Origin of the sequence: Stenotrophomonas sp. GD03794, from assembly GCF_029842145.1 — a bacterium.
Lineage (GTDB): Bacteria > Pseudomonadota > Gammaproteobacteria > Xanthomonadales > Xanthomonadaceae > Stenotrophomonas > Stenotrophomonas riyadhensis.
In genome coordinates this window covers 200,671-217,833 of record NZ_JAOCFV010000002.1, presented here as the reverse complement: position 1 = coordinate 217,833, position 17,163 = coordinate 200,671, and the positions used below count along the sequence as shown (strand labels likewise).

The 17,163-nt window shown below is 68.5% G+C and carries 14 protein-coding genes; 10 read left to right on the top strand and 4 right to left on the bottom strand.

Annotation, left to right across the window (positions count from 1 at the left end; translation table 11 throughout):
- Nucleotides 1–48: 48 nt before the first annotated feature.
- The 8 genes from N5D91_RS02410 (at nucleotide 49) to N5D91_RS02375 (ending at nucleotide 8,442) form a co-directional block, all read left to right on the top strand.
- Entirely contained in the window at nucleotides 49–870 is an 822-nt protein-coding gene (locus N5D91_RS02410; RefSeq protein WP_180855600.1) for a nucleotidyltransferase domain-containing protein, read from the top strand.
- A 168-nt stretch (nucleotides 871–1,038) separates the two neighbouring features.
- Nucleotides 1,039–1,569: a gamma carbonic anhydrase family protein gene (locus tag N5D91_RS02405; protein ID WP_180855635.1), complete on the top strand. Its 531-nt coding sequence runs from the start codon at nucleotides 1,039–1,041 to the stop codon at nucleotides 1,567–1,569.
- A gap of 123 nt (nucleotides 1,570–1,692) precedes the next feature.
- Nucleotides 1,693–2,382: an RDD family protein gene (locus N5D91_RS02400; protein WP_180855634.1), complete on the top strand. Its 690-nt coding sequence runs from the start codon at nucleotides 1,693–1,695 to the stop codon at nucleotides 2,380–2,382.
- Nucleotides 2,379–3,371, top strand: a complete 993-nt coding sequence (locus tag N5D91_RS02395) for a stage II sporulation protein M (protein WP_180855633.1) — start codon at nucleotides 2,379–2,381, stop codon at nucleotides 3,369–3,371. The genes N5D91_RS02400 and N5D91_RS02395 overlap by 4 nt, the downstream gene beginning before the upstream one ends.
- Complete coding sequence (locus N5D91_RS02390; protein ID WP_180855632.1) at nucleotides 3,361–4,983, top strand: DUF4129 domain-containing protein; 1,623 nt, start codon at nucleotides 3,361–3,363, stop codon at nucleotides 4,981–4,983. Before N5D91_RS02395 ends, N5D91_RS02390 begins: the two co-directional genes overlap by 11 nt.
- On the top strand, nucleotides 4,980–6,164 hold the full coding sequence (locus tag N5D91_RS02385) for a DUF4350 domain-containing protein (protein WP_180855631.1): 1,185 nt from the start codon (nucleotides 4,980–4,982) through the stop codon (nucleotides 6,162–6,164). Before N5D91_RS02390 ends, N5D91_RS02385 begins: the two co-directional genes overlap by 4 nt.
- A complete protein-coding gene (locus N5D91_RS02380; protein ID WP_005411535.1) occupies nucleotides 6,161–7,147 on the top strand; it encodes a MoxR family ATPase in 987 nt (328 codons plus the stop codon). Before N5D91_RS02385 ends, N5D91_RS02380 begins: the two co-directional genes overlap by 4 nt.
- Entirely contained in the window at nucleotides 7,144–8,442 is a 1,299-nt protein-coding gene (locus tag N5D91_RS02375; protein WP_153854769.1) for a DUF58 domain-containing protein, read from the top strand. The genes N5D91_RS02380 and N5D91_RS02375 overlap by 4 nt, the downstream gene beginning before the upstream one ends.
- A gap of 611 nt (nucleotides 8,443–9,053) precedes the next feature.
- Here N5D91_RS02375 and N5D91_RS02370 read toward each other — a convergent pair.
- Entirely contained in the window at nucleotides 9,054–10,232 is a 1,179-nt protein-coding gene (locus N5D91_RS02370) for a glutathionylspermidine synthase family protein (RefSeq protein WP_153854770.1), read from the bottom strand.
- A 7-nt stretch (nucleotides 10,233–10,239) separates the two neighbouring features.
- Nucleotides 10,240–10,812, bottom strand: coding sequence for a DUF1190 domain-containing protein (locus tag N5D91_RS02365; protein WP_071228542.1), 573 nt, complete (start codon nucleotides 10,810–10,812; stop codon nucleotides 10,240–10,242).
- Nucleotides 10,813–11,221: 409 nt separating this feature from the next.
- Between N5D91_RS02365 and ilvD the strand changes: the two genes are divergently transcribed.
- Nucleotides 11,222–13,060 carry a dihydroxy-acid dehydratase gene (gene ilvD / locus N5D91_RS02360; protein ID WP_180855388.1) on the top strand — a complete coding sequence of 613 codons (1,839 nt, stop codon included), beginning with the start codon at nucleotides 11,222–11,224 and terminating at the stop codon, nucleotides 13,058–13,060.
- A gap of 226 nt (nucleotides 13,061–13,286) precedes the next feature.
- Complete coding sequence (locus N5D91_RS02355; RefSeq protein WP_180855387.1) at nucleotides 13,287–14,459, top strand: DUF418 domain-containing protein; 1,173 nt, start codon at nucleotides 13,287–13,289, stop codon at nucleotides 14,457–14,459.
- Nucleotides 14,460–14,551: 92 nt separating this feature from the next.
- On the opposite strand, the gene dinG is transcribed toward N5D91_RS02355, so the two are convergent.
- Together dinG and N5D91_RS02345 are read right to left on the bottom strand one after the other, a co-directional pair.
- Entirely contained in the window at nucleotides 14,552–16,654 is a 2,103-nt protein-coding gene (gene dinG, locus N5D91_RS02350; protein WP_094001302.1) for an ATP-dependent DNA helicase DinG, read from the bottom strand.
- A gap of 155 nt (nucleotides 16,655–16,809) precedes the next feature.
- Nucleotides 16,810–17,163 (bottom strand): hypothetical protein, encoded by a 354-nt coding sequence (locus N5D91_RS02345; RefSeq protein WP_110714067.1) that lies wholly within the window; start codon nucleotides 17,161–17,163, stop codon nucleotides 16,810–16,812.

The following is a 17,163-nucleotide window of genomic DNA, read 5'->3' as shown; positions in this document are numbered from 1 at the left end:
CGCACCTGCGTTACAGTCGAGCACGCTCGACATTGCGAACACGACTGCATGGACGATATCCACCCGATCGCGCCGGACAAGCGCGCCGCCATCCTTTCCACCCTCGCCGCGATCGAACAGCGCCACGATGTGCGTGTGCTGCTGGCCTGCGAATCGGGCAGCCGCGGCTGGGGCTTCTCCTCGCCGGACAGTGACTACGACGCGCGCTTCATCTACGTGCATCGCCAGCCGTGGTACCTCAGCGTCAACGAGAGCACCGGTCCCGGCGAAGCGCAGCGTGATGTGATCGAGCTGCCGATCGATCAGGAGCTCGACGTCAGTGGCTGGGACCTGCGCAAGGCACTGCGGCTGGTCTCCAAGTCCAATCCAACGCTGATCGAGTGGCTGCGTTCGCCGATCGTGTACCAGCAGGATGACGCTGCGGTGGCGCAGCTGTGGGAGGCAGCGAAGGGGTTCTATTCGCCGCTGGGCAGCTGGTGGCACTACATGAGCATGGCGAAGACCACGTACAGCCGCCATCTGGGCGAGCCCACCGTCAGTACCAAGAAGTACCTGTATGTGCTGCGTGCCCTGCTTGCCTGCCAGTGGATCGAAAGCGAATCCACGCCGCCGCCGATGGCCTTCGAGGACCTGCTGGACCGACTGCTGCCTGACGGTCCCGTGCGCAACGCCATCGACGCCCTGCTGGTGGTCAAGCGAGCCAGCGCCGAAGTCACCGCCCGTCCGCGCGTCGTCATCATCAGCGACTACATCGACCATGCAATGGCCGTGCGCACCGCGCAGGTCCCGCAGCTGGCGGCCGGACAGGGCGACAACGGCTGGCTGGACGCACTGTTCCGGAAGATGCTGGCCGAACTCGCGCCTGCATAGGCGACCGCGCCGGCTTCTGGTAGTGCCGGCCGCTGGCCGGCAACCACGGAAATCCAGGTGCGCCCATGAGGTTGCCGGCCAGCGGCCGGCACTACCCCGCGGCAGGCACGCGGCGTGCGGACCACGCGGGTATCATCGCAGTGAACGCCCTGATTTCCGGAGACACCGATGAACCCGCTGCGCCCCTTCCGCGACAAGATGCCCGTCCTCGGCGAGCGCGTGTACATCGATCCGGCCTGCACCCTCATCGGCGACGTGGAAGTGGCCGATGACGTGTCGGTGTGGCCGGGCACGATCATCCGCGGTGACGTCAACTACGTGCGCATCGGTGCGCGCACCAATGTGCAGGACGGCACGATCATCCACGTCAGCCACCACAGCCCGTACAACAAGGCCGGCTACCCGACCCTGATCGGCGAGGGCGTGACGGTCGGCCATGGCTGCATCATCCACGCCTGCACCATTGGTGATTACAGCCTGATCGGCATGGGCGCCTGCATCCTCGATGGCGCCCGCGTGGAGCGCCATGGCTTCGTCGGTGCCGGTGCGGTGGTCGGCCCGGGCAAGGTGGTGGGCGAAGGCGAGCTCTGGGTCGGCAACCCGGCCCGCCCGGCCCGCACGCTGAGCGACAGGGAAATCGAGTCGCTGCACTACTCGGCCGACCACTACATGCGGCTGAAGGATGAATACCTGGGCTGAGCAGCCAACGCCGCCATGCGGCTCTGCTAAAGTCTGGGCCCGACCAGGACCTGTCGAGACCCCCATGCCTGTGGACGCCTGCCGGAGAGGACTCCGGCGCCCACAACGAAGGCCATCGCACTGATGGCCGCACCGATGCTCGATACCTACCGCGAGGTGGTGACGCCGGAGGGTGTGCTGCTGCAGTTGCCGGCAGCCGGCCCGCTGCCGCGGGCGATGGCCTGGCTGATCGACCTGGGCGTACGCATCGCGGTGCTGGTACTGATGTCGATTCCGCTGGCGCTGCTGGACAAGTTCGGCTCCGGCCTCTACCTGGTGCTGATGTTCCTGGTCTACTGGGCCTACCCGATCGTCTGCGAGGCACTGTGGGGCCGTACCCTTGGCAAGCGCGCACTGGGCCTGCGGGTGCTGTCGCGCGATGGCGCACCGGTGGGCTGGATGGCGTCGATCACCCGCAATCTGCTGCGTACCGTGGACATGCTGCCGTTCGGCTATGCATTTGGCCTGATCAGCAGCCTGTTCGACCCGCATGGCCGGCGCCTGGGTGACCTGGTGGCCGGCACCGTGGTGGTGCACGCGCCTGCGCTGTACCTGCCGCCGCCACCCACCATCGACAGCGTACTGGCCCCGCCACAGCCGCTGCGCCCGGAAGAACAGGCCGCACTGATGGCCTTTGCCGAGCGTGCGCCACGGCTTTCGGCGGCACGCCAGCAGGAGCTGGCCGGCATTGCCGAGCCCCTGACCGGTACCCACGGCCAGGTCGCCGTGCTGCGCCTGTACGCCATGGCCAACTGGCTGCTGGGGCGGCGATGAAGCAGGAACAGTTCGTCGCCCGCTATCAACAGGAGTGGCAGGACCTGGAGCAGTGGCTGCTGCTGCGCGCCGGTGCCTCGCGTCGCACGCGCCGCAAGGCCAGGGGCCTGGCACTGGACGACACTGCCTTCCCGCAGCGCTACCGGCGCCTGTGCCAGCAGCTGGCGCTGGCCCGCGAGCGCGGCTACAGCCCACAGCTGGTGCAGCGCCTGCAGCAGCTGATGCAGCAGGGCCACAGCGTGCTGTACCGCACGCGGCCGACGCGCTGGCGCGCGGCACTGGAGTTCCTGGTGGCCGACTTTCCGCTGCTGGTCCGCAGCCAGGCACGCAGCATGTGGGTGGCACTGGCGATGTTCGCGTTGCCGGCGGTGGCCTGTTTCGTGCTGGCGCAGGCCTATCCGGACCTGATCCACATGCTGATGGACAACCGCCAGATTGCCGAGATGGAGCGCATGTACGACCCCGCGGCCGAACGCCTGGGCCGCGACAGCGGCACCGACTGGATGATGTTCGGCCACTACGTCATGAACAACATCAGCATCGCCCTGCGCACCTTCGCCAGCGGCCTGCTGGCGGGGCTGGGCACGCTGCTGGTACTGCTGTTCAACGGCGTGACCATCGGTGCGGTGGCCGGCCACCTGCAGCACATCGGCCACGGCGGCCCGTTCTGGCGCTTCGTGGTCGGCCATGGTGCCTTCGAGCTGACCGCGATCGTGATCGCCGGCGGCGCCGGGCTGCAGTTGGGCATGAAGCTGCTGGCACCGGGCCGGCGCAGCCGCCTGGATGCACTGGTCGATGGCGGCCGCATCGGCGCACGGCTGTGCCTCGGCGTCGCCTTCATGCTGCTGGTCGCGGCCTTCATCGAGGCCTTCTGGTCATCGATCGCCGAAGTACCCGCATGGGGCAAGTTCAGCGTGGCCGGCGTGCTGTGGGCCGGCGTGCTGTTGTGGCTGTGGCGCGGCGGACGTGGAGGCGGCGATGCGCATTGACCGCCTGGACGTGGTGCTGCGCGCGCGCAGCGGCTGGGAAGCCATGGAGCTGGGCAGCGCCCTCGCCCGCCGCCACGCACGTGCGGTCTGGGGCAGCTGGCTGCTGGCCAGCGCCCCGCTGTTCGTGATCTTCAACGCACTGGGCTGGTGGCTGGATGCGTTCGGCTGGGCCTGGCTGGCGATGTGGTGGTGCAAACCACTGTTCGAACGAGCGCCGCTGTACGTGCTGTCGCGCGGCATCTTCGGCGAGCCGGTCGGCACGCTGGCGGCGCTGCGCGCACAGGGTGCGTGGGGCAACAGCGGCTTCTGGGGCTACCTGGGCTGGCGCCGCTTCAGCGTGCTGCGCAGCCTGTGCCTGCCGGTGAACCTGCTGGAAGGCAACACGCCGGGCCAACGCGGTCCACGCCGTCGGGCGGTGGCAGCTGGCGCAGCGGGCGCGGCACTGGTGCTCACCGTGACCTGCATGGCGTTCGAAGCGGTGCTCGTGTCCGGCGCGATCGGCGCGGTGTTCATGTTCATGCCGCTGGAGCTGATGTCCGAATCGTGGCGCACCGCATGGGACATGATTGGCCAGGACACGCCCGCATGGGCGCGGCTGGGCTTCAACCTGGCATGCTGGCTGGCGTCGGTGCTGATCGGGCCCTTCTACGTTGGTGCCGGCTTCGGCCTGTATCTGAACCGGCGTACGCAGATGGAAGCCTGGGACGTGGAAATCGCCCTGCGGCGCCTGCGCGACCGCCTGCTGCCGGCGGCATCGACGCTGGCGCTGCTGCTGTGCCTGGCACTGCCGCTGCTCTCCACACCGGTGCATGCGCAGGACGCGGACACCGGGCCCGAACGTGCCATGGGCAAGCCCAACGACCGTGGCATCGACGCCGAGGAAGGCGACGAAGGACCGACCATCGACCCGGCCAACACGCCGGCAATGATCTTCGGCGGTACGCCGGTGGACACCGCCGGTTTCCGTCAGGCGGTGAACCGCGCCTATGAGGACCCGCTGCAGCGCCCGACCCGCGAGGTCACCCGCTGGAAGCCGATCGAGCAGGCCGAGGAAAAAAAGAAGGAAGACAAGCAGCTGCAGCGTGACGCCAACAGCAAAGGTGAACGCAAAGCGCGCAAGGACGGCATCGCCTGGCTGGCACGGCTGGCCGAATGGGGCCTGTGGGGCCTGCTCGGCATCCTGCTGCTGGTGCTGCTGCTGACCGCGCGGCTGTGGCTGCCGTGGCTGCGTGGCAGTGGCCGCCGCAAGGCCGACGCTGCACCGAAGGTGCTGGAGGAGCAGGTGGAGTTGCCGGTGGTGCTGCCGCCGGACGTGGCCACCCAGGCTGGCCTGCTGTGGGACCAGGGCCGGCCGCGGCAGGCGCTGGCCCTGCTGTACCGCGCCAGTGTGCGCACGGTGGGCGAGCGCAGCGGTATCGCGCTTCCACCCGGTGCCACCGAAGCGCAATGCCTGCGCGCATCGCGGCGCATGCCCCAGGCCAGCGACCGTGACCTGTTCGCGCGCATCGTGCGCATGTGGCAGTACGCCGCCTACGGTGGCCGCCTGCCCAGCCGCGCCGATTTCGATGCATTGGCCGATACCCTGCGCCAGCAGTACGGGTGGCAGGCATGAGTCCGCGCCTGTTCTGGTCGTTGCTGCTGGGGGTGCTGGTGCTGCTCGGTGTGCCGCTGACCATCCTCTACCTGCGCACGCACGAGCGGGTGACCGAGACGATCCGGCTGCCGCCACAGGGCGAGGCCGCTTACAACCCGCTGTACGTACTCGGCCAGGCCCTGCGCGCCGATGGCATCGACGTGCATTCGCGACCGCGGCTGGAGTTGCAGCAGATGACGCTGGGGCGCCACGACACGGTGGTGCTGCTGCAGGACAGCAGCGAACTGCCGGCGCCGGCGGTGAAACAGCTGCTGGACTGGGTCGACCAGGGCGGCCACTTGCTGGTGCGTACACCGCCACCGGCCGAGGACGATGCCAGCAGCACGCAGGGTCCCCTGCTGGACCAGTTGGGCGTGGACAGCCTGTTCCAGCGCAGCGACTGCCAGGCCTTCCATGTCGACGACGATCCGGGCCACGTCGAATTCTGTGGTGGCCGCCGCTTCACCCTGGGGTTTGCGGCCAGTGCGCAGGCCGAACGCCGCTGGGGCACTGATCGCGACCTGGTGTTCGCGCGCCTGCGCCACGGCCAGGGCAGAGTGAGCGTGCTGGCCGACATGGAGTTCATGCGCAGCGAAGTGGACTCACCGGCAGCGCGCCTGGCCTCTGCCGCAGGCAAGGCCAGCGACGGCCTGCACGATCCTGCCCATCGCGACCTGACCCGCTACCTGCTCGATCCGAACTACGGCAAGGGTGCGGTCTGGCTGGTCTATGCCAGCCGCCCGCCGTCGCTGTGGTCGCGCATGTTCTATCAGGGCTGGCCGCTGTGGTCACCGTTGCTGCTGGCCCTGCTGGGTTGGCTGTGGGGCCGCTCGCAGCGCTTCGGCAGCCTGCTGCCGTCACCGGTGCTGGAACGCCGTTCGCTGCTGGAGCACGTGCGCGCCAGTGGCGAACTGCTGCTGCGCTTCGGTCACGGCATACGCCTGTACGAGGCCGTGCTCGCCCTGTTCCTGCACCGCCTGCGCCTGCGCGCACCGATTGCCGCCGCACTGGATGGTGCGCCGCGCGATCAGGCCATCGCCGAGCTGCTGAAGTGGCCGCAGGGCCGCGTCGCCAGCGCGCTCACGCCCCCACCGCCGCACGATTCCTCCGCCCTGCGCGAGCGCATCCGCTTGCTGCTCCAGATGAGATCCCTGCTATGACTGAAGTCCCCGAGCTGCCGGCGGCCGCCAACGCCCGCCTGATCGAACGCGTCGATGCCATCCGCGATGCCGTCGGCCACGCCTTCATCGGCCAGGCCGATGTGCTGGACCAGATCCTGGTGGCCCTGCTCGCCGGTGGTCACGTGCTGATCGAGGGCGTGCCCGGGCTGGGCAAGACCCTGCTGGTGCGCGCACTGGCACAGGCCCTGGAACTGGATTACGGCCGCGTACAGTTCACCCCCGACCTGATGCCCAGCGACGTCAGTGGCCACGCGGTGTACGACCCGAAGAGCGAGAGCTTCAAGATCCGTCGCGGCCCGGTGTTCACCAACCTGCTGCTGGCCGACGAGATCAACCGCGCACCGGCCAAGACCCAGTCGGCGCTGCTGGAAGTGATGCAGGAAGGCCAGGTGACCATCGAAGGCAAGGCCTTCACCCTGGCGCCGCCGTTCATGGCGCTGGCCACGCAGAACCCGCTGGAGCAGGAAGGCACCTACCCGCTGCCGGAAGCACAGCTGGACCGCTTCCTGCTGAAGGTGCTGATCGACTACCCGCAGCTGGAGGACGAGAAGCGCATGGTGACCGCAATCACCAGCGGCCGCGCCGCCAGCGATTTCGACCTCAGCCAGGTGCCGCGTGTGCTCGGCGCCGGCGAGCTGCTGGAACTGCAGCGCGCCACTGCGGCGATCACGGTCGATGACGAAGTCATCGATTACGCGGTACGCATCGTCGCGGCGACCCGGCAGTGGCCGGGTATCGCGGTCGGCGCTGGCCCGCGTGGCAGCATCGCGCTGGTGCGTGCCTCGCGTGCACAGGCGGTGCTGGCCGGTCGTGATTTCGTCACCCCGGATGATGTGCGCGACATCGCACGCCCGGCGCTGCGCCACCGCATCGCGCTGGCACCGGAACTGCAGATTGAAGGCCAGGACGCCGACGACGTGCTGGGCGCGCTGCTGGCCAAGGTGGAAGCGCCGCGCCGATGAGGCCGGCCCCGCTGCTGCTGGCGCTGCTGCTGGCCTGGGCTGTCCTGGGCGGCCTGGTGCTGGGCGGGTTGCTGCCGCGCTGGAGCTGGGCGCTGGCGGCGCTGGCGATTGCCGTGCCGGCGCTGGTGGATCTATGGCGCCAGTGGCGGCGTCCGTCGCCGCAGGTGCAGCGCGAACTGCCCGAAGCGCTGGCACTGGGCGTGCGCCGCGAGGCTGCACTGCGGCTGCAGGCGGACGCACCGATGACGGTGCAGGTGTTCGATCTGGTCCCCGGCGGCTGGCCGCTGGAGTCACTGCCGCAGCGCGTGCACCTGCAGGCCGGCAGTGCCTCCACCCTGCACTATCATCTGCAGCCGCTGCAGCGTGGGCATTTCCGCTTCGAAGGCGTGCACCTGCGCATGCGTTCACCGTGGCGCCTGTGGTGGCAGCAACGCACGCTGCCGCCAGCACTGGACGTGCGGGTCTATCCGAACTTCGTACCGCTCACCCGCTTCGCCCTGTTCAGTGCCGACCAGGCCTCGCGGCTGGTCGGCGCACATGTGAAGCGTCGCCGTGGTGAAGGCACCGACTTCCATCAGATGCGCGAGTACCGCATCGGCGACAGCCTGCGCCAGCTCGACTGGAAGGCCACCGCGCGTGCGCGCAAGCTGATCTCGCGCGAGTACCAGGACGAGAAGAACCAGCAGCTGCTGCTGATGCTCGACAGTGGCCGCCGCATGCTGGCCAGCGAAGGCGGGCTCTCGCACTTCGATCATGCATTGAACGCCTCGCTGGTGGTGGCCTACCTGGCGCTGCGCCAGGGCGATGCCGCCGGCCTGTTCGCCACCGGTGGCGAGCGCCGCTGGGTGGCACCGCAGCGCGGGATGGGCACCGTCGAGCACCTGCTGCGCGCCAGCTATGATCTGCAGCCGCGCGCGGTGGCCACCGACTATCTGGCCGCCGCTACCGAAGTGTCGCTGCGCCAGCGCCGGCGCGCGCTGGTGATGCTGGTCAGCAACGTGCGCGACGAAGACATCGAAGACCTGCTGGCGGCGGTGCGCCTGCTGCAGCAGCGCCATCTGGTATGCGTGGCCAGCCTGCGCGAGCGTGAGCTGGACGGCGTGCTGGACAGCGAAGTGCAGACACTGGAAGACGCCACCCAGGCCGGTGCAGCGGCGCTGTATCTGCAGCAGCGCGCGAAGGCGCATGAGGCGCTGCGCAGCGAGAAGGTGATGGTGCTGGACGTGACCGCCGATGCCCTGCCCGGCGCGCTGGTGGAACGCTACCTGGCGGTGAAGCGCGAAGGGCTGCTCTGATACCAGCGATCGCTCTGGTAGGTGCCAACCTTGGTTGGCACGAAACCCACAGCGCCGACCAGGGTCGGCATCTACCAACACCGATTGCCGGCCAGCGGCCGGCACTACCCCTGCAACGACCGACGCACCGCTCTGGTAGGTGCCAACCTTGGTTGGCACGGAATCCACAGTGCCGACCAAGGTCGGCATCTACCAACACCGATTGCCGGCCAGCGGCCGGCACTACCCCTGCAACGACCGGCGCACCGCTCTGGTAGGTGCCAACCTTGGTTGGCACGGAATCAACGGCGCCGACCAAGGTCGGCATCTACCAACGGCGATTGCCGGCCAGCGGCCGGCACTACCCCTGCAACAACCGACGCACCGCTCTGGCAGGTGCCAACCTCGGTTGGCACGAAACCCACAGCGCCGACCAAGGTCGGCATCTACCAACACCGATTGCCGGCCAGCGGCCGGCACTACCCCTGCAACGACCGACGCACCGCTCTGGTAGGTGCCAACCTTGGTTGGCACGGAATCAACAGCACCGACCAAGGTCGGCCTCTACCTACAGGGGTTGTTCTACGACCGGCGTCGGTTGCCCACGCCGGCTCGGTTGCGCCGTACCGTCATCAGACGTAGATCCGCGTCGGCGCCTCATCAACGATCGCGTGCGGCACGAAGCGCGCACTGTCGCGGGTGATCGCGCTGTCGTCTTCGCGGATGCCGATGCCGCAGGCGTGGTCACCCACCACCCAGCTGCCGATCAGCGGGTAGCCGCCTTCGAAGCGGGTCAGCGGATGCGCACGCTGGATGATCGCCGGGCCGTCGTAAGGCCCGTCGCTGCGCTGGGTGCTGCCATCGGCCAGGTGCATCTCGATGTTGGCACCTTCGCGCGAGAACAGCGGCTTGCGCACCCAGCCCGACGCCAGCGTGCTGCCGTCATCGAAATGCGCCTCCAGCAGGTTCGGATGGCCCACGTTGCGCTGCCACAGCAGCGGCAGGATGCCCTTGTTGCTCAGCACCGCCTTCCACGCTGGCTCCAGCAGCTGCACGCCCGAGCCGGGCAGCGCGCGGCCGAACTCCTCGGCCATCAGGTCTTCCAGCGGGTACAGCTTGAACAGCGTGCCGATCACCGAATCGTCCAGCGCGGTGAAGCGACCGTCCTCGGACAGGCCGATATCTTCGATGGCGATGGCCTGGCCATGCAGGCCGGCCTGCGACGCACAGTCGCGCAGGTAGTCGACGGTGCCGCGGTCTTCTTCCGAACTGCCCACGGCGCTGAAATACAGCGGCGGCGGCAACTGCGTGGCCAGTTCGCCGAAGCGTTCGACCAGCGCTTCGTGGATCGCGTTGAACTGGTCAGCATGCTGCGGCAGGCGACCCGCATTGCGCTGGTCTTCCAACCACTGCCACTGGAAAAAGCTGGCCTCGAACAGCGAGGTCGGCGTGTCGTAGTTCAACTCGTACAGCTTGGCCGGGCCGGTACCGTCGTAGGCCAGGTCCAGGCGACCGTACAGATGCGGCTGGCGCTGGCGCCAGCTGTCGGCGATCCAGTCGCGGTAATGCGACGGAATCGCCAGCTGGTCCATCAGGCGCTCGCTGCCGATGACATCACCGACCAGGTCCAGCGCCATCTGGTGCAGCTCGGCGCTGGGGTCTTCGATGTCCTGTTCGATCTGGCGCAGGGTGAAGGCGTAGTACGCGCTTTCATCCCAATACGGCTGGCCGTCGATGGTGTGGAAGCGGAAACCCGCTTCATCCGCGCGTGCCCGCCACTGGGCACGCGCGGCAATCCGGATGCGCTGCATGGGTCGATCAGCCGCCGTAGCTGCCGCTGGTGCTGCGGCGTGCGCTGGTGTTGCCGAAGCCACCACGGCTGGCGGTGACCGCACGGTTCGGCTCGCTGGTGACCGGCGCCAGGCCAGCCTTGCCGGCGCCGATGCCGCTGGCGGTGTTCAGGCCACCGGTACCGCCCGGTGCCGGACGCGCCCAACCAGCGCTCTTGTCCTGGTAGGCCGGCGACGCCGCCGGCGCCTGCGGGGCGAGGCCGCCGCGGTTGCTCAGCATCTGCGACATGAAGAAGCCCATCATCATCGGGCCGATGAACGAGGTACCGGCCGAGGTGTGCTGCTGCACGCACTGTTCCGGCTTGTAGTCCTTCTCGCAGGCTTCCTTGCTGGCGTACTTCGGCGCCGCATCGGCGGCCTGCTTCTGCGCTTCGGCGAAGGCATTGCGGCACGACGACGGATCGCCGGTGGCCTCGGTGCAGGCCTCGACCGAGGTGTACAGGCCTTCCTGCACCTTCACCTCCGGCTCCTTCTGGCAGGCGGTGAACAGCAGCGGCGCAGCGCTCATCAGCAGCAGCGCGGTGGTGCGGGAACGTTTCATGGCCTCATGCCCTGTCGACGGATCAATGCCCCAATGATGCCAAATCCGGACCAGCAACCGGAATCGGCAAAGTCCGAAAGATGAACGGACTTTCATTTTCGTCGGGCATTGGGGTCAGAGCCCATCGCGCCGCGATGGGATCCGACCCCGGGCGGCGCACCGCTCTGGCAGGTGCCAACCTTGGTTGGCACACACCCCGCGGCGCCCCGCTAGGCCCGGCGCGCGCAGCCAAGTCTCCGGCAAGAAGCCCCCTTGTTGTTCAAGGGGGCGCGCCGAAGGCGCGGGGATAAGGGGAAATGCGCGGACCACCAAGCCGCTGCAAGCGGTGAAGGTGGTTGCAGCAGCAACCGAAAAAATTGGCCATGATCGGCTGACCCCCACGTCGTACGGCCCGCCCGTTCCGCCAGCCATGCCCGAATACCGTTCCCGCACCTCCACTGCCGGCCGCAACATGGCCGGCGCCCGCGCCCTGTGGCGTGCCACCGGCATGAAGGACGGCGACTTCCACAAGCCGATCATCGCCATCGCCAACTCCTTCACCCAGTTCGTGCCCGGCCACGTGCACCTGAAGGACCTCGGCCAGCTGGTCGCGCGCGAGATCGAACAGGTCGGCGGCGTCGCCAAGGAATTCAACACCATCGCCGTGGACGACGGCATCGCGATGGGCCACGACGGCATGCTGTATTCGCTGCCCAGCCGCGAGATCATCGCCGACGCCGTGGAGTACATGGTCAACGCGCACTGCGCCGACGCGCTGGTGTGCATCAGCAACTGCGACAAGATCACCCCCGGCATGCTGATGGCCGCGCTGCGCCTCAACATCCCGGTGGTGTTCGTCTCCGGCGGGCCGATGGAAGCGGGCAAGACCAAGCTGTCCGAGCACAAGCTGGACCTGGTCGATGCGATGGTGGTGGCCGCCGATGACAGCGCCTCCGACGAGAAGGTCGCCGCGTTCGAGCGCAGCGCCTGCCCCACCTGCGGCTCCTGCTCGGGCATGTTCACCGCCAACTCGATGAACTGCCTGACCGAAGCGCTGGGCCTGTCGCTGCCGGGCAATGGCACCACGCTGGCCACCCATGCCGACCGCGAGGCGCTGTTCCGCCGCGCCGGCCGCCTGATCGTCGAACTCTGCCACCGCTGGTATGGCGGCGAAGACCCGAGCGCGCTGCCGCGCGGCATCGCCACCCAGGCCGCGTTCGCCAACGCGATGACCCTGGACATCGCCATGGGAGGTTCCACCAACACCATCCTGCACCTGCTGGCTGCCGCGCAGGAAGCCGAGGTCGACTTCGACCTGACCCACATCGACGCGCTGTCGCGGCGCGTTCCGCAGCTGTGCAAGGTGGCACCGAACACGCCGAAGTACCACATCGAGGACGTGCATCGCGCCGGCGGCGTGTTCGGCATCCTCGGTGAGCTGGACCGCGCCGGCCTGCTCGAAACCACGGTGCCGACCGTGCACAGCGCCAGCCTGGCCGACGCGCTGGAACGCTGGGACGTGGTGCGCAGTGACAACGACACCCTGCATACCTTCTTCAAGGCTGGCCCGGCCGGCATCCCCACCCAGGAAGCCTTCAGCCAGGCCACGCGCTGGCCGACGCTGGACGTGGACCGCGCCGAGGGCTGCATCCGCTCGCTGCAGCACGCGTATTCGCTGGAAGGCGGGCTGGCCGTGCTGCGCGGCAACCTGGCCATCGATGGCTGCGTGGTGAAGACCGCCGGCGTGGACGAGTCGATCCATGTGTTCGAAGGCCCCGCGCGCGTCTACGAAAGCCAGGACGCCGCCGTTGCCGGCATCCTCACCGACGAAGTGCAGCCGGGCGAGGTGGTGGTGATCCGCTACGAAGGCCCGAAGGGCGGCCCCGGCATGCAGGAGATGCTGTACCCGACCAGCTATCTGAAATCGAAGGGGCTGGGCAAGCAATGTGCGCTGCTCACCGATGGCCGCTTTTCCGGCGGAACCTCGGGCCTGTCGATCGGCCACGTGTCGCCGGAAGCCGCCAGCGGCGGTGTCATCGGCCTGGTGGAAAACGGCGACCGCATCCGCATCGACATCCCGGCCCGCCGCCTCGACCTGCTGCTGGACGAGGCCACGCTGGCCCAGCGCCACGCCGACGCCGATGCCCGCGGCTGGAAGCCGCGCGCACCGCGCCCGCGCAAGGTCACCAGTGCGCTGAAGGCTTACGCGCTGCTGGCCACCAGCGCTGACAAGGGTGCCGTACGCAACACCGCGCTGCTCGGCGATTGACCCCCGTGCGGTAGTGCCGGCCGCTGGCCGGCAGCCTCATCGATGTGGGCCATCGCGGTGCAGGTGCCGGCCAGCGGCCGGCACTACCCCTGCAACAACCGCCCCATCGTTCTGGTGGGTGCCAACCTTGGTTGGCACGGAACCCACAGCGCCGACCAAGGTCGGCATCTACCAACAACGGTTGCCGGCCAGCGGCCGGCGCTACCGATCCGGTACGCTGCGCGGCATGACCCACCGCCCGCCGCGCCAGCCCCTCATCGATGCCCTGCGTGGGTTCGCGCTGCTCGGCGTGTTCCTGGTCAACCTGCGCTTCTTCTCGCTCGATGCACTGATGACCGAGGCCGCGCAGCAGGCACTGCCCAGCGCGGCGCTCGACCATGCCATCCGCACCGGCATGGCGTGGTTGGTGGACATGAAGGCGATCACCCTGTTCTCGCTGCTGTTCGGCATGGGCGTAGCAATGCAGATGGACGGCAACGCCCCCGGTAGCATGGCCGCGCACCTGCGGCGGATGGCAGTACTGCTGGTGATCGGCCTGCTGCATTCGGTGCTGGTCTGGTGGGGCGACATCCTGCTGGTCTATGCGCTGGTGGGCCTGCTGCTGCCATTGTTCCGTCACCTTGGTGATCGCGCACTGCTGTTCAGTGGGATGTTCATCGCCCTGTTGCTGCCACCGCTGCTGTCGCCGTGGATCCGCGAATGGGTCGCCCTGCTCACACCGCGCGCGCAGATGAACGCCATGGCGCTCGATGCCCTTGCGCACGGCACGCTGGCGCAGGCGTGGTGGCACAACCTGCAGCTGGCCGCATGGCTGAAGCTGAGCAACTGGGCGCTGTTGTTCTTCGTGCTCGGCCGCTTCCTGCTGGGCTACTGGGCCGGCCGCCGCGGACTGCTGCAGCAGCCGCAGGCGCATCTGCCGCTGCTGCGCTCGATCGCCATCGGCAGCCTGCTGCTGACGGCGGTGTTCCTGTGGATCGATGCCCAGGCCGATGCGCTCAAACAGGCATGGCCGGCGCTGCGCGCGGGCGTGCCCGGCTACCTGCTGCGCGTGTCCTATCGCGTTGCGCCGCTGGCGCTGGGCATTGCTGCGGCGGCGATCTTCACCCTGCTCTATCTGCGCCCGTGGGCCGAGCGCATGCTGCGCGTGTTCGTGCCGGCCGGGCGCATGGCACTGAGCAACTACCTGCTGCAAAGCGCGATCTGCGTGCCGCTGTTTGCCGGCTTCGGGCTGGGTATCGGCCCGCAGTACGGGCTGTGGCCGGTGCTGCTGGTGGCAGCGGTGGTGTTCCCGCTGCAACTGTGGGCGAGCGCGTGGTGGCTGCGTGGCCATCGCTTCGGGCCAGCCGAATGGCTGTGGCGCAGCGCCAGCGAAGGGCAATGGCTGCCGTTACGGCGCTAGCGACCGGAGACGGCGGTGACGAGGTCGTTTGTGCCACTTACGACTTAATTCCCTCCGTCCCCTTTTTGCCGGTCAGCGGCCGGCACTACCGGTCAGCCGATCACGCGCTTGAACGGCGGCAGCGCGTCGATGATGCGCTTGCCGTAGCGGCGGGTCAGCAGCCGCGAATCGAGGATCACCACGCGGCCGGTGTCGGTGGAGGTGCGGATCAGGCGGCCGGCGAACTGGGTCAGCGTGCGCAACGCATGCGGAATGGCGATCAGGTTGAAGGCGTTGAGCCCGCGCCCCTCGAACCACTCACTGAGCGTGGCGGTCTGCGGGTCGGTCGGCACTGCGAACGGCACCTGGGTGATCACCACCGTGGTGCAGGCCTCACCGGGCAGGTCGAGGCCTTCGCCGAACGAGTTCAGGCCGAACAGCACCGAGCCTTCGCCTGCCGCCACGCGCCGCAGGTGCTCGTCGATCAGCCGGGTCTTGGACATCTCGCCCTGCACCAGCACCTGCTTGCGGCGCGCGGCCGACATCAGCCCGGCCACCTTCTCCATCTTCCAGCGCGAGGTGAACAGCACCATCGAGCCCTTGGCCCAGTCCAGTTCGGTGTCCAGGTAGCGCGCCACTTCGCGCGGGTGCCCTTCGCGGTCGTCCGGGGTGACCGGGAACTTCGGCACGATCAGCTCGGCCTGGTTGGGCAGGTCGAACGGCGACGACAGCGAGACCATCTCGGCCTCTTCCGGAATGCCGTTGTCGATCGCCAGCGACTGAAAGTCGCCACCGCCGGTCAGCGTCGCCGAGGTCATCACCACCGAATCCACTTCATCCCACAGCAGCTTGCGCAGCACGTGCGCGGCCGACACCGGTGAGCCATGCAGCACCAGGTCGCCGTCGCGGGTAGCGGTGACCCAGCGCGCCATCGGCGGCGCGCCGTCCTTGTCCTCGCGGCGCCACGCCTGCCACAGGTTGTACTGCTGCTCGATCATTTCCAGCGCCATGCCCAGGTTGCGCTGCAGGCGCTCGCGCGCGGCATCGTCCGGCTTGCCCTTGGCGACCTGCGCGGTGGCGGCATGCGCCCAGTTGTAGAGGCTGCGGGTGTCGTCGGCCAGCGCTTCGATCGGCTCGCGCCAGGCGTCGGGAAGGCGCCCATTGGCCGCGCGCCACATCGGCTCTTCGTCGGCCGGCGCCGGCATCCACACCCGTTCGATGTGGTCGCGGAACGCGCGCAGCTGCTTGGCCACGTTGCTGGCCACCTCGATCGCTTCGTTGGGCAGCAGGTTGCCGAGGCGGTCCTTGTCGACCGCACGGTAGGCACCGGCGATCAGGATCTGCAGGCGGCCGGTACGCTTGGCCATCTCATCCAGCGCGAGGCTGGCCGCACCCTGGTCGATCGCCACGTTGCCGATGTGATGGCCTTCGTCCAGCACCAGCAGCATGTCCGACGGCGGCGCGATCAATGGCTGGCCGTTGTCGCTGTCACCGATCGACAGTGCCGACAGCAGCAGTGCGTGGTTGGTGACCACGATCTGCGCATCGCGCACCGTGTTGCGCGAACGCAGCACCGCGCACTGCGCCGAATAGGCACAGCGGCGCCCGGCGCAGCCCGAGGCCGGCGTGGTGATGCGGCTGCGCAGGCCGGGGCTGATGGTCTCCGGTGCGTTGTCGATGTCGCCATCCCAGCTGCCGCCGGTGAAGGCGTCGGTCAGGCGCTTGGCGATGTCCATCTCGATCGGCGCCAGCGGCCGGTCGAACAGCGGCGCGTCATCCTCGAACATGCCGCCCTGCGAGCCCTCGCCCTGCGCTTCGGCAGCATTGCGCGTGCACAGGTAGCGGGTACGGCCCTTGGCCAGCGCCACGGTCGCTTCCAGGCCGGTGGCCTTGAGGAAATTCGGGATATCGCGCTCGACCAGCTGTGACTGCAGCGCCACGGTGCCGGTGCTGATCACCAGCTTCTTCTTGCTGGCCAGCGCGATCGGCACGCCCGCGGTGAGGTAGCCCAGGCTCTTGCCGACGCCGGTGGGCGCCTCGACCACGCCGACGCCACCGCTTTTCGACAGCGCGCGCGACACCACGCCGATCATCTGGCTCTGCGAGCGACGGGTGGAGAAGCCGGGGGTATTGGCCTGCAGCGTCGTGTACGCCTTGCGGATCGCGTCCTTCAAGGTGTCATCGAGCGTGCGCGGAGCGGCGACGGTTTCGGTCACGCCGGGAACTACCGTGGCTGGATCAGGCCGGTCATTGTCGCATGGCCGGCCACCTCCGCCGCCGCTGGCTGCCTGAACGGGGCAGCGGCGACGCCCGGTGGCTGGATGAACACACCAGGCAGGACAGGTGACGGCCCGAGGCCGTCACCGGCGTGTCATTGCGCTGCGTTGCCGCGCAATCGCAGCAGGCGCACGAGGGCCCAGACCAGCAGGACCACACCGATGGCCTCGATCATCGCCAGCGCGAAATGCAGCACGCCGAGGATGGCGCTCAGGCTCGACACGGCACTGAAATCACCACTGCGGACCATCCACATCGGCAGGATGCCCGCCGCCATTCCACCGAGGCTGGTCAGCAGCAACAGCAGCAGGCCGACCAGGGCGCCGGTACGGGTGGCGTCGCGCGGTGCCCCCACCACCCAGACCAGGCCCACGCACAGCGCGATCAGCACCGGCAGGCGTACGCCGACCATGCTCAGCACGGTTACCAGCAGGGTTGTGCTGTCCAT

What these genes read in the sequence shown, in the direction of transcription:
- N5D91_RS02380 (WP_005411535.1), top strand. Translation starts at nt 6,161, where the DNA reads ATGACTGAAGTCCCCGAGCTGCCGGCGGCCGCCAACGCCCGCCTGATC.
- N5D91_RS02375 (WP_153854769.1), top strand. Translation starts at nt 7,144, where the DNA reads ATGAGGCCGGCCCCGCTGCTGCTGGCGCTGCTGCTGGCCTGGGCTGTC.
- N5D91_RS02365 (WP_071228542.1), bottom strand. Translation starts at nt 10,812, where the DNA reads ATGAAACGTTCCCGCACCACCGCGCTGCTGCTGATGAGCGCTGCGCCG.
- N5D91_RS02370 (WP_153854770.1), bottom strand. Translation starts at nt 10,232, where the DNA reads ATGCAGCGCATCCGGATTGCCGCGCGTGCCCAGTGGCGGGCACGCGCG.
- N5D91_RS02410 (WP_180855600.1), top strand. Translation starts at nt 49, where the DNA reads ATGGACGATATCCACCCGATCGCGCCGGACAAGCGCGCCGCCATCCTT.
- N5D91_RS02355 (WP_180855387.1), top strand. Translation starts at nt 13,287, where the DNA reads ATGACCCACCGCCCGCCGCGCCAGCCCCTCATCGATGCCCTGCGTGGG.
- ilvD (WP_180855388.1), top strand. Translation starts at nt 11,222, where the DNA reads ATGCCCGAATACCGTTCCCGCACCTCCACTGCCGGCCGCAACATGGCC.
- N5D91_RS02385 (WP_180855631.1), top strand. Translation starts at nt 4,980, where the DNA reads ATGAGTCCGCGCCTGTTCTGGTCGTTGCTGCTGGGGGTGCTGGTGCTG.
- N5D91_RS02395 (WP_180855633.1), top strand. Translation starts at nt 2,379, where the DNA reads ATGAAGCAGGAACAGTTCGTCGCCCGCTATCAACAGGAGTGGCAGGAC.
- N5D91_RS02405 (WP_180855635.1), top strand. Translation starts at nt 1,039, where the DNA reads ATGAACCCGCTGCGCCCCTTCCGCGACAAGATGCCCGTCCTCGGCGAG.
- N5D91_RS02400 (WP_180855634.1), top strand. Translation starts at nt 1,693, where the DNA reads ATGGCCGCACCGATGCTCGATACCTACCGCGAGGTGGTGACGCCGGAG.
- N5D91_RS02390 (WP_180855632.1), top strand. Translation starts at nt 3,361, where the DNA reads ATGCGCATTGACCGCCTGGACGTGGTGCTGCGCGCGCGCAGCGGCTGG.
- N5D91_RS02345 (WP_110714067.1), bottom strand. Translation starts at nt 17,163, where the DNA reads ATGGACAGCACAACCCTGCTGGTAACCGTGCTGAGCATGGTCGGCGTA.